8 protein-coding genes are annotated in these 12,360 nt (G+C 72.7%); 5 read left to right on the forward strand and 3 right to left on the reverse strand.

The genetic code is table 11. The features are described 5' to 3' along the window. The first annotated feature begins 26 nt into the window (after positions 1-26). Both hrpA and FRADC12_RS19535 read left to right on the forward strand, forming a co-directional pair. Positions 27-4,238, forward strand: a complete 4,212-nt coding sequence (gene hrpA / locus FRADC12_RS19530; protein WP_232304179.1) for an ATP-dependent RNA helicase HrpA — start codon at positions 27-29, stop codon at positions 4,236-4,238. A 107-nt stretch (positions 4,239-4,345) separates the two neighbouring features. Then, the gene (locus tag FRADC12_RS19535; RefSeq protein ID WP_045877716.1) at positions 4,346-5,155 is read left to right on the forward strand and encodes an alpha/beta fold hydrolase; all 810 of its coding nucleotides are present in this window, start codon (positions 4,346-4,348) and stop codon (positions 5,153-5,155) included. Positions 5,156-5,181: 26 nt separating this feature from the next. Here the strand turns inward: FRADC12_RS19535 and FRADC12_RS19540 are convergent, their stop codons facing one another. After that, positions 5,182-6,804 carry a succinic semialdehyde dehydrogenase gene (locus FRADC12_RS19540; RefSeq protein ID WP_084011040.1) on the reverse strand — a complete coding sequence of 541 codons (1,623 nt, stop codon included), beginning with the start codon at positions 6,802-6,804 and terminating at the stop codon, positions 5,182-5,184. A 193-nt stretch (positions 6,805-6,997) separates the two neighbouring features. Then, positions 6,998-7,333: a hypothetical protein gene (locus tag FRADC12_RS19545; protein ID WP_232303902.1), complete on the reverse strand. Its 336-nt coding sequence runs from the start codon at positions 7,331-7,333 to the stop codon at positions 6,998-7,000. Between the two features lie 937 nt (positions 7,334-8,270). Here FRADC12_RS19545 and FRADC12_RS19550 point away from each other — a divergent pair. From FRADC12_RS19550 to FRADC12_RS19560, 3 genes are read left to right on the forward strand one after another with little or no spacing between them, the layout of a single operon-like run. Further along, complete coding sequence (locus tag FRADC12_RS19550) at positions 8,271-9,506, forward strand: NAD(P) transhydrogenase subunit alpha (protein WP_045877717.1); 1,236 nt, start codon at positions 8,271-8,273, stop codon at positions 9,504-9,506. 3 nt (positions 9,507-9,509) lie between these two features. Continuing rightward, positions 9,510-9,914 (forward strand): NAD(P) transhydrogenase subunit alpha part 2, encoded by a 405-nt coding sequence (locus FRADC12_RS19555; protein ID WP_045877718.1) that lies wholly within the window; start codon positions 9,510-9,512, stop codon positions 9,912-9,914. Continuing rightward, positions 9,911-11,302, forward strand: a complete 1,392-nt coding sequence (locus tag FRADC12_RS19560) for an NAD(P)(+) transhydrogenase (Re/Si-specific) subunit beta (protein ID WP_045877719.1) — start codon at positions 9,911-9,913, stop codon at positions 11,300-11,302. Before FRADC12_RS19555 ends, FRADC12_RS19560 begins: the two co-directional genes overlap by 4 nt. A gap of 227 nt (positions 11,303-11,529) precedes the next feature. Here the strand turns inward: FRADC12_RS19560 and FRADC12_RS19565 are convergent, their stop codons facing one another. Continuing rightward, positions 11,530-12,276 (reverse strand): SACE_7040 family transcriptional regulator, encoded by a 747-nt coding sequence (locus FRADC12_RS19565; protein WP_084011042.1) that lies wholly within the window; start codon positions 12,274-12,276, stop codon positions 11,530-11,532. Between the last annotated feature and the right edge of the window lie 84 nt (positions 12,277-12,360).

Raw genomic sequence — 12,360 nt, forward strand, 5'->3', positions numbered from 1 at the left:
GCCTCTCGGCTCGGCTGCCCGCGCTGATGCTGCGCGACGGGCACCGGCTGGCGCGCCGACTGGACGCGATCCGCCACGACGCCGACGCCGAGGCGCGGGCGTGCGCGATCCACGCGGTCACCGACGAGGTCGAGACCGCCGAGATTCGGGTCGCGTTGCGCCGGGACGCGGTGCCCACGTTGAAATACCCGGCCGAGCTACCGGTGAGCCAGCGCAAGGACGAGATTCTCGCGGCTATCCGGGACAACCAGGTCGTCATCGTGGCCGGTGAGACCGGCTCGGGAAAGACGACGCAGATCCCGAAGATCTGCCTTGAGCTCGGCCGTGGGGTCACCGGAATGATCGGGCATACGCAGCCGCGCCGGCTGGCCGCCCGGACTGTTGCCGACCGGATCGCCGAGGAGACCGGTGCGGAGGGCCTGGGCGGGATCGTCGGCTACCAGGTGCGGTTCACCGACCAGGTCGGCGAGGACACCCTGGTCAAGCTGATGACCGACGGCATTCTGCTCGCCGAGCTCGGCACCGACCGGCTGCTCCGCCAGTACGACACGCTGATCATCGACGAGGCGCACGAGCGCAGCCTCAACATCGACTTCATTCTCGGGTATCTGCGCCGGATCCTGCCGCGCAGGCCCGACCTGAAGGTCGTCATCACGTCGGCGACGATCGAGACCGAGCGGTTCTCCCGGCATTTCGGCGGCGCGCCGATCATCGAGGTGTCGGGGCGGACCTACCCGGTCGAGGTCCGCTACCGGCCGGTCGTCGACCCCGACGACCCGGAGGCCGATCCGGACCGGGATGTCGTCACCGCGATCTGTGACGCCGTCGACGAACTGTCGGTCGGAGGGCCGGGCGACGTCCTGGTCTTCCTCTCCGGTGAGCGAGAGATCCGGGACGCCGCGGACGCCCTGGCCCGCCGGCCGAGCAAGGAGCTGCTGCCGCGCGAGATCCTCCCGTTGTACGCGCGGCTGTCCGCGGCCGAACAGCACCGGGTCTTCCAGCCGCATCCTGGCCGCCGGATCGTTCTCGCGACGAACGTCGCCGAGACCTCGCTGACCGTTCCCGGCATCAAGTACGTGGTCGACGCGGGCACGGCGCGGATCTCCCGGTACAGCCACCGGCTCAAGGTTCAGCGGCTGCCGATCGAGCCGGTGTCGCGGGCCTCGGCGAACCAGCGGGCCGGCCGGTGCGGACGGACGTCCGACGGCATCTGCATCCGGCTCTATGCCGAAGACGACTTCGAGGCGCGGCTCGAGTACACCGACCCGGAGATCCTGCGCACCAACCTCGCCTCGGTGATCCTCTCGATGGCGTCCCTCGGGCTCGGCGAGGTGGCCGACTACCCGTTCCTCGACCCCCCCGACCCGCGCCAGGTCACCGACGGTCTGGCGCTGCTGCACGAGCTCGGCGCCTTCGAGGACGTCCGCCCCCGTCGGGCCCCGGCCGAGGCCGCGCCTGTTGCGGCGCCTGTTGCCGCGGCTGGCGCTGTCGGCCTGGCTGCTCCGGCCGGCCCGGCGGCCGCCGGGCCGGCCGGAGCAGCCGAGGACCGGACGCCGCGCCTGACGCCGCTCGGGCGCCGGCTCGCCCGGCTGCCGATCGACCCGCGGCTCGCGCGGATGATCCTGGCCGCCGAGGAGCAGGGCGCGCTCGCGGAGGTGCTGGTCATCGCGGCGGCGCTCGCGGTCGGCGACGTCCGCGAGCGCCCGGCGGACGCCCAGCAGGCCGCGACCGAGAGACACGCGCGGTTCACCGAGCCGACGTCGGACTTCCTCGGCTACCTCAACCTCTGGACCTATCTGCGGGAAAGGGCCGCCGAGCTGAGCTCGAACCAGTTCCGTCGGATGTGCCGCGCCGAGTACCTGCACTACCTGCGCGTCCGGGAGTGGCAGGACGTCCACAGCCAGCTGCGCCAGGCGGCCCGTTCCCTCGGCCTGTCCACCAACGCGACCCCGGCGAGCCCGCAGCAGGTGCACACCGCGCTGCTCACCGGACTGCTCTCGCACATCGGCCTCTTCGACCCCGAGAAACGCGACTACGCGGGTGCCCGTGGCGCCCGGTTCGCGGTCTTCCCCGGCTCCGCGTTGTTCAAGAAGCCGCCGCGCTGGGTCGTCGCCGCCGAACTGGTCGAGACCTCCCGGTTGTGGGGCCGCGTCGCGGCGAAGATCGAGCCCGAATGGGTCGAGCCGCTGGCCGGGCACCTGATCCGCCGGTCGCACACCGAGCCGCACTGGTCGCGCCGCGCCGCCGCCGTGCTCGCCACCGAGAAGGTGACGCTGTACGGCGTACCGATCGTCGCGGCCCGGTCGGTGACCTACGGCGCCCTCGACCCGCCATTGTGCCGTGAGCTGTTCATCCGGCATGCCCTCGTCGAGGGCGACTGGGAGACGAAGCACGCGTTCTTCGTCGAGAACAGCCGGCTGCTCGTGGACGCCGCGGACCTGGAGCACCGCGCCCGGCGCCGTGACATCGTCGTCGACGACCAGACGGTCTTCGACTTCTACGACGCGCGGATTCCGGCGGACGTCGTCTCCGGCCGCCATTTCGACGCCTGGTGGAAGAAGACCCGTCCGCAGACGCCCGGCCTGCTCACGTTCGACCCGGCGATGCTGGTCTCGGAGACGGCCAAGGGCGTGCGGGCCGAGGACTTCCCGGACACGTGGCCGGCCGGCCGCGACGGCGAGCACAGCGTCGGGCTGACGTACCAGTTCGAGCCCGGGTCGGCCGCCGACGGCGTGACCGCGCACATTCCGCTCGCCATCCTCAACCAGGTCGAGCCGGACGGCTTCGACTGGCAGGTGCCCGGACTGCGCGAGGATCTCGTCACGGAGCTGATCAGGTCGCTCCCGAAGGCCCTGCGGCGCAGCTACGTGCCCGCGCCGAACTACGCCCGCGCGGTGCTGGGGCGGGTCGGCCCCGCCGACGGCCCGTTGCTGGCCGTCCTCGAGCGTGAGCTCAACCGGATCGGTGGCGGCACGACCGTGTCCCGCGCCGACCTGGATCTCAGCCGGCTTCCGCCGCACCTGCGCATCACCTTCCGCGTCTACGACGGCACCGGCGGCCGGACGGACCGGAGGGACGGACACGCCGGCCGGGACGGTGACGGCGCGGACCGGCGGGAGAAGCCGTCCGAGTCGGCACGGCGGACGCTTGCCGAGGGCAAGGACCTCGACGAGCTGAAACGCCGGCTCGCCCCCAAGCTGACCGCGGCGGTGTCGGCGGCCGGCGGCAACCTGGAACGCACCGGCCTGACCGGCTGGGGCGACCTCGGGACGATCCCGCGCACCGTCGAGCGCAGGTCGGGCCGCCACCAGGTCCGTGGCTATCCGGCGCTGGTGGCCGAGCCCGCCGGTGTGGCGCTGCGGGTGCTGGCGACCGAGGCGGACCAGGCCCGCGCCCACCCGCTCGGCACCCGCGCGCTGCTGCTCGCCTCCGTCGCGTCCCCGATCCGGTACATCAACACGCAGCTGTCCAACGCGGCCAAGCTGGCGCTGCGCCACCACCCGCACGAGAGCGTCGGCGCGCTGCTCGACGACGCCGTCGCGGCGGCGGCCGACGCGCTCATCGACGAGTCCGGCGGCCCGGTCTGGGACGAGGCCGGCTTCGAGCGCCTTCGCGACGAGGTGCGGGCCGAGCTGCCCGAGCGCTCCCTGGCCGTCGTCCGGGCCGCCGAACGTGTGTTGACACTCGCGCACGACGTCGAGACCCGGATCGACGCGTTGACGGGTCGTCCGACGGCCGGCCGGGCGCCAGGGCGTCCGGCGCAGCTGACCGACCTGAGATCGCTGGGCTCCGCGTTCGCCGCGGCCCAGGGCGCGAAGACCCAGGGGGCAAAGGCCGGTGGCGCCGCCAAGCTGAGCCCCGCGCTCACGGCGAGCGTCGAGGACCTGCGCCGCCAGCTCGCCGAACTGGTCCACCCCGGCTTTCTCGCCGGTACCGGCGCCGACCGTCTCGACGACCTGGCCCGCTACCTCAGCGGCGCCCTGCGCCGCCTCGACCGGCTCCCGGCCGACGCCACCGCCGAGCAGCCGAAACTCGCCAAGATCACCAGGGTCCGGGACGCCTACGACGAGCTGTCGGCCGATCTTCTCCCGCCCGGCGTCCCACCAGGACCGGACCTGCTGCGGATCCGCTGGATGATCGAGGAGCTGCGGATCAGCCTCTTCGCCCAGACCCTCCGCACGCCGTACCCGGTCTCGGAGGAGCGCCTCTACCGGGTCATGGACGAGCTCGCCCCCTGACCGGGCCTCGGCGCCTGGCGGCCGGTGGTGCTGTCCGACGCGTAACTCGTGCCGCCCACCCAGATGGTCGGTAACGTCCCGGACCGGCGTCTACCCGGGAGGTACTGGTGCCGACGGCGACCGTGAACGGGATCGCGATCTACTTCGAGCGGCGCGGCGAAGGGCCGCGGTTGCTGTTCGTCAACGGGTCAGGCGCGACCCTCGAACGGATGGGGCCGTTGCTGGACATCCTGGCGACCCAGTTCGATCTGCTGGCGCATGACCAGCGCGGCCTCGGCAGGACGGCGATACCCGCGGAGCCCTACTCGATGGCCGACTACGCGGCGGACATCGCCGGGCTGCTCGACCACGTCGGGTGGGATCGGTGCCGGGTCATGGGCCTCAGCTTCGGTGGGATGGTCGCCCAGGAGTTCGCGGTGACCTGGCCCGGTCGGGTCGAGCAGCTGGCGCTACTGTGCACGTCGCCCGGTGGCGCGGGCGGATCATCGTACCCGCTGCACGAGCTTGAGCAGCTCGGCCCGGACGAGCGGGCCGCGCTGGCCTCCCGGCTGGTCGACAGCCGGTTCACCCCGGAGTGGCTGGCCGATCATCCGGCCGACCGGATGATGGTGGCGGGCCTCGCGGGCGGGGCGAGCGCCGGCCTGACGGACAAGCAGCGCCGAGGCGCGGCCGCGCAGCTGGACGCGCGCCGCTTCCACGACGTCTTCGGCCGCCTCGACCGGATCACCTGCCCCACCCTGGTCGGGGCCGGCCGGTACGACGCCATCGCGCCCGTCGCCAACAGCGAGGCGATCGTCTCCCGCATCCCCGACGCCGAGCTGCGCGTCTACGAGGGCGGACACGCCTTCTTCGGGCAGGACCCGAAGGCGATTCCCGAAACCTTCGACTTCCTGCGGGGCGACTCGGCAGCCGGCTGAGCCGGACCGCTGCCGGAGGCCCGGCGTCAGCGCACGTGCAGCCGCTTCAGGACACCCAAGGTCTGCGTGAGTACCGCGGCGTAGCGCTCCTGGCTCAGGAAGCTCGGCGGGTCGAAGCCGAGCAGGCGCTGGCTGGCGACGGTCTGCGGCTCGGTGAGCTTGAGCAGGCCGTCCGCGCCGTGCCGGCGGCCGAGCCCGGAGGACTTCATCCCGCCCATCGGCGCGCCCTGTGAGCCGTAGGTCGCCGCGTACCCCTCGTTGACGTTGACGGTGCCCGCCTCGATCCGGGCCGCGACCGCGCGGGCCCGGCCGAGGTCCCGGCTCCAGACGCTGGCGTTCAGGCCGTACTCGGTGTCGTTCGCCGCCGCGATGGCCGCGTCGTCGCCGTCCACCGGGTAGACCGCGACGACCGGGCCGAACGTCTCGTCGCGGTAGAGGGCCATGCCCGGGGCGACGTCGGACACCACGGTCGGCTCGTAGAACAACGGGCCGAGCTCCGGCCGGGCCTTCCCGCCGACGAGCACGGTCGCGCCCTTGCTCACGGCGTCGTCCAGGTGGGCGCTGACCGCGTCGAGCTGGCGCTGGTAGGTCAGCGACCCCACGTCCGCGGTGTAGTCGAGCGCGGCGCCGAGCCGAAGGTCCTCGACCTCGCCGACGAAGGCCTTGACGAACGCGTCGTAGACCGACCGGTCGACGTAGATCCGCTCGATCGAGACGCACAGCTGGCCGGCGTTGCTGAAGCAGGCCCGGATCGCACCCTTCGCCGCCTTCGCCACGTCGGCGTCCGCGAGGACGACCATCGGGTTCTTCCCGCCCAGCTCCAGCGAGCAGCCGACCAGCCGCGCCCCGGCCCGCGCCGCGATCGCCCGGCCGGCGGCCGTCGAGCCGGTGAAGGCGACGAAGTCCGCGCCGTCGATGAGCGGGTCGCCGACGACGTCGCGGCTGCCCACCACGATCTGCCAGACGGCTGGCGGCAGGCCGGCCTCGATCGCGAGCGAGCGCAGCCACAGCGCCGAGAGCGCCGTCTGCGTGTCCGGCTTCTGGACGACCGCGTTGCCGGCCACCAGCGCCGGCAGCACGTCGTCGGACAGCGCGAGCGGGTAGTTCCACGGCGTGATCACGCAGACGACACCCTTGGGGCGCCTCGCCTCGATGGCCCGGGTAAGCACCGGGAACGCGCCGGCTCGACGCTTCGGCGTGAGCAGCCGCGGCGCGCGCCGGCCGAAGTACAGGGCGCAGACCGCGGTCTCCAGCACCTCCTCGAACGCGTGCGCACGGGCCTTGCCGGTCTCCCACTGCAGGATGTCGAGCACCTCGTCCTGCCGACTCAGCACGAGGTCGTGCAGCCGGGCCAGGACGGCGGCGCGCTCGCGGACCGGGGCCGCGGCCCAGGCCGGCTGCGCGGCCCGCGCGGTGGCGTAGGCCGCGGCCACGTCGCCGATGCTCGCCTGCGGCAGCGAGACCAGCGGCTCGCCGGTGAACGGGGCCGGAACGTCGATCGCGTCGCCCGTCGCGGTGAGGCCGTCGACCAGCTGCTTGAGCAGCACCGGGTCGAGCCGGCGGGCCGGGCCGATGACCCGTCCCGTGGCGGCGCGCGCCCCCGCGCCGGCCTGCGCCGGGGTGGTGCTCGCTGGCGTCGTGGCGGTCATTGCTCCTCCAGACAGAGCCGACGGGTGCTCCTCCGGACAGAGCCGACGGGTGCGCCTCCGGACAGAAGCGACGGGCGTGCCGGCCGCGTCGAACGGCTCTACCGGACGGTAACCACATGTCGCGACGAACGCCACGCCCGCCGACCCGCCCCCCGGCCAGGCGCGCTCCCCGGGCCGGCATCGCCGTGCCCTCCTACCCAGCCGGGGCGTCGCGGAGCCCTGGATTCCCGGTCCCGGCGTCCAGGCTCGGGTGCGCGGCGAGCCGGCGCACGATCGCCGCGGCGGCGATCGCGTGTCCGGCGGCGTTCGCGTGCACCCGGTCGCTGGCGAAGATGTCGGGATCCGCCGCCCGTCGATGGTGGTGCGTGTCGACATGCAGCCTGCCGGCCTGGGCCGCCACGGCCGCGGTGATCTGGTGGAGCTCGTCGAACCTGTCGGTCATCGCGGCGGCGAACCGCGGCGACACCGAGGCCGCCACCTGGGCGATGCAGGCGCTGCACACTCTGCTGGGCGTTGCCGCCCGGGCCATTGCGACGACAACCTCCTGACCGCCGCGACAACTCGGCCCGGCCGGCGAACTGAATACTGTATGAAATCTGGAAATCATTTTCCGAAAGCCAGCCGAGCGGTGGCGGGGTGGCGATCTGCCACGCTTTCGGTGCCAGACCGAGTGTAGTCGGGCCGTGTTCGGGCCGACGCGCTCGGATGCTGCTTGTTGTGACGTTGCCGACCCGCCCGGGACGTTGTTGACAACAGATTGCCGCGGCGCGGTCCTCGGGTTCGCGCAGGTGGTGGGCCGACCTGGCTGGCCGTTCCGGGCCCGCCCTGGCCGGTGCGCGGGGGCGCCTGGTGGCCCACCGGGCCGGACCACATTCCTGATTCAGACACAAGTGATTGACCGGGCACCGCCCGCATCGGTACCAAATATTCTCACCGCTTTGGTGTCGGCGAGAGGGATGAACATGGCCCGCCCCCGCCGGTGATTCGAGCACGCGCCTGCCCAGACGACGCCTGACCAGACCAGTGCCTGACCAGACAGCCCGCCTGACCAGACAGCCCGCCTGACCAGACAGCCCGCCTGACCAGACAGCCCGCCTGACCAGACGACCTGCCCGCCCTTCTCGCTTCCGCCAGTCGACTCATTCGCACCCGCGTCGTGAGTCCCGGACGCAATTCAACTCGGTTTGCTCCGCGTCAAAGGCCCGCCGGCACGCCGCCGGCGGGACGACCTGCGTTTCCCCCGTTGTGCCCACCCGTCCATGGAGGTCACCCGTGTACCCGCTACCAGCAGCACCACCAGCGCCTGGCGCCGTCGCCGCGGCCAGGCCCGACGATCACGACTTCACTCGTCTCGGCAGAGCCGCGCGTGGAATGACGCGGCAGGTTCGCCGTAGCTCCGGCCGGCTCGGTGGCGGCGGTGGACTGGCCGGCTCGGCCACTCCGGTCGGGAAGGGGCACCACGCGCGATGAGAATTGGTGTCGTACACGAGACCGCCGCGGGCGAGTGCCGGGTCGCACTGATCCCGCAGGAGGTTGACGGGCTGCGCAAGGCCGGCCATGAGGTGCTCGTCGAGACCGGCGCGGGCGCGGCGGCCGGTTTCCCGGACGCGGCCTACGCCGAACGTGGCGCCCTGATCGCCTCGGCCACGGACGTCCTGGGCGCCGAGGTCGTGCTCTTCGTCCGGGCGCCGGGGTCGGCCCCGACCCTCGCGGACGCGCTGGTCGCCTGGCTTCGGCCGGGGCAGGTGACCATCGGCCTCGCCGATCCGCTGGGCTCGCCCGCGGCCGCCGCGGCGATCGCGGCCGCCGGGATCACCAGCTTCGCGCTCGACCTGCTGCCGCGGATCACCCGGGCGCAGGCGATGGACGTGCTGAGCTCGCAGGCCACGCTCGCGGGCTACAAGGCCGCGCTGCTGGCCGCGAGCCGGCTGAACAAGATCTTCCCGATGCTCACGACGGCCGCCGGCACGCTGCCGCCGGCCCGGGCGCTGGTGATCGGCGCCGGCGTCGCCGGGCTGCAGGCGATCGCGACCTGCAAGCGGCTCGGCGCCGTCGTCTCCGCGTACGACGTCCGCCCGGCCGCCCGGGAGCAGGCCGAGAGCGTCGGCGCGAGCTTCGTCGACCTCGGGCTTGACGCCGCCGGCGCCGAGACCACGGGCGGCTACGCTGCCGCCCTCGGCGAGGACTTCTACCGTCGCCAGCGCGAGGCGCTCGGCAAGGTGGTCGCCGCCAGCGACATCGTCATCACGACCGCGCAGGTGCAGGGCGTGCGCGCGCCGGTCCTGGTCACCGCCGAGATGGTCCACGCGATGTCGCCGGGCTCGGTCGTCGTCGACCTGGCCGCGGCCCAGGGCGGCAACTGCGAGCTGTCCGAGCCGGACACCGAGGTCGACGTCGACGGCGTGACGCTGCTCGCGCCGACGAACCTGCCGGCGACCGTGCCCGCGCACGCCAGCCGGCTGTACGCCAAGAACCTCACGAACTTCCTGAAGCTGCTGATCGTCGACGACGCGGTCCGGCTCGACCTCGACGACCCGATCATCGCCGACACGCTCGTCACCCATGGTGGCGAGGTAGTCGCCCCACGGGTGCGTGAACGGCTCGGCCTCGCCGCCGCCGAGCCCGCGCCGCCGGCTGCCGCCGAGCCGATCGGGCCCGCGGCGGGCCAGGCGACCGACGTCCCGACCACGGCTGGGGGCTGAGCCATGTCCACCGCGATCGAGAGCGGCCTGTACGTGTTCCTGCTGGCGAGCTTCGTCGGCTTCGAGGTGATCCGGCGGGTACCGCCGCTGTTCCACACCCCGCTGATGTCGCTGACCAACGCGGTCGCCGGCATCTCCCTGGTCGGCTCGCTGGTGATCGCCGGCTCCGGCAAGGGCGCCGTGTCGACGCTGCTCGGCACGATCGCCGTCACCGCGTCGACGATCAACGTGGTCGGCGGCTTCCTGATCACCGACCGGATGCTGAAGATGTTCCGCCCGCGCGGGGCGGCGAAGGAGGCGCCCGCCGGCGGTCCGAGCGCCTGGGACTGGCTGCGGGCGAGGTTCTCCCGCACCGCCGATCCGGCCGCGATCCCGAGCACCGCCGTGACCGGGGAGGCCGGCCGATGAACGACTACATCATCCCGCTGTGTTACGTGGCAGCCGGTGCCCTGTTCATCGTCGGCCTGAAGGGGATCACCCAGCCGAAGACCGCGCGGCGCGGCCTGCGCGCCGCCGAGGCCGGCATGCTGCTGGCCGTCGTCGGGACGCTGCTGCACAAGGAGATCGTCGACTTCAAGTGGATTGTCCTGGCGTTCGTCGTCGGGTCCACGATCGGCGCGCTGATGGCGGTCTTCGTCCCGATGACGGCGATGCCGCAGCGGATCGCCCTCTCGCACGCGTTCGGTGCGCTGGCGGCCGGCCTGGTCGGCACCGCCGAGTACTACAACCACCAGCCGGAGATCGGCGCGTTCACGATGACCGCGATCACGCTGGAGGTGCTGCTCGGATTCCTCACCTTCACCGGCAGCCTGATGGCGTTCGGCAAGCTGCACGAGATCCTGCCCGGCCGGCCCCAGGTCTACCGGGGGCAGAACGTCCTCAACCTCGCGACGTTGGCACTCGCCGCCGGCGCGGGCGTCTGGCTGGTCGTCGACCCGTCGAGGACCTTCCTGTTCCCGGTGGTCGCCGTGCTCGCGGCCGCGTTCGGCGTGATGCTGATCGTCCCGATCGGCGGCGCGGACATGCCGACCGTGATCTCGCTGCTGAACTCCTACGCGGGACTCTCCTCGGTCGCGATGGGATTCGCCCTGGACAACAAGGCGCTCATCATCGCCGGTGCCCTCGACGGCTCGGCCGGTTTCCTGCTGTCGGTCATCATGTGCCGGGCGATGAACCGGTCCTTCACCAACGTGCTGTTCGGCGCGTTCGGCCAGGTGGACGCGTCGGCGGCCAGCAGCGGGGTGATCGAGGAACGGCCGGTCCGCAGCGCCACCACCGAGGAGGCGGCGATGCTGTTGGAGACCGCCCGCTCGGTCATCATCGTCCCCGGCTACGGCCTCGCCGTCGCCCAGGCGCAGCACCGCATCCGAGAACTCGCCGACGTGCTGACCCGCAACGGCGCCGAGGTCCGCTTCGCCATCCACCCGGTGGCGGGCCGGATGCCCGGCCACATGAACGTGCTGCTCGCCGAGGCGGACGTCCCCTACGACCAGATCCTCGACATGGACGAGATCAACGCCGATTTCGCCCAGACCGACGTCGCGCTGGTCGTCGGCGCGAACGACGTGACGAACCCGGCCGCCCGCACCAACAAGGACAGCCCGATCTACGGCATGCCGATCCTCGACGTCGAGTCGGCCCGGACCGTCATGGTCGTCAAACGCGGCATGAAGGCGGGATTCGCGGGTGTCGAGAACGAGCTCTACTACCAGGACAAGACCCTCATGATCTTCGGCGACGCCAAGAAGGTCGCCGAAGGCCTCGTGCACGACCTCGAGGCGACGGCCCGCGCCTGACCCCGCGCTGAAGGCCGGGTGCCACCGGGGCAATGGCGCCCCGGTGGCACTCGGCCTTCTCCGTCCCGCGATCGCCGCGCCGGCCCGTTGGTCTGATCGCGGTTTCGGCCCTCGGGCGGTCGCGACAGGCTCTGATCACGACCACCCGAGGGCCGAAGCCGCGATCATGGGCGAGGACCGATCCTGCGGGCATCCTCCTGCTGGACGGGGCGAGAGCCCGAGGTGGGTCAGCTGGCGGCGCGCAGGGCGGCCAGGCCCAGATGGTGCAGCAGGTCGGCCATCCGGGTGCGGCCGAGGCGGGCCGCGCTGCCGGTGGCGCTGTACGGGGTCGAGTTGAGCAGCCCGAAGGTCGCGTGGACGGTGGCCCGGGCCGCGTCCTCGGCGAGCTCGGGGTCGCGGGCCCGCAGCTGGGTGACCCAGAGCTCCACGTACCTGCGCTGCAGCCGGCGCACCGACCGGGCCGCCGTCTCGTCCATGCTGGCGAGGTCCCGGTCCTGGATGCGGATCAGCTCGGGGGAGCCGAGCGCGAACGACACATGCCAGCGCACCAGCGCGTCCAGTGCCTCGTCCGGGCCCGCGGCGGCGTCGGCCCGGACCGTCCCCTCGGCCAGCAGCCGCTCGCTGATCCCGACCAACAGCTCGGTCAGGATCGCCTGCTTGCTGGGGAAGTGCTTGTAGACCGCCGGCCCGGAGACACCGGCCGCCGCACCGATGTCGTTGATGCTGACCCCGTGATAACCCCGGTCGGCCATCAGCCGGGCGGCCGCGCCCAGCAGCTGCTCGCGCCGCGCGCCCACCGGCGTGGACGGCGTCGTCACCGAAGGCGTGGCGAGCGGCGCCGTGCTCGCCCCGGCCCCGCGCGGCGTGACGGCCGGCGGCGGATCGGCTGGCTGCGGATCGGCTGGCCGCTGGTCGGCTGGCCGCGGACCCGATGGCGCCATCTCGGCGCGGGTCGGATCGGCTGGCCCAGGCATGCGGGCACATTACCGCCTGTGCCGGCGCTTCCGACGGTCTGGGTTAGCAACCGCTAACCAGGTCCGGCCAGCGTGAGCCGGCCC

The organism is Pseudofrankia sp. DC12, assembly GCF_000966285.1.
Lineage (GTDB): Bacteria > Actinomycetota > Actinomycetes > Frankiales > Frankiaceae > Pseudofrankia.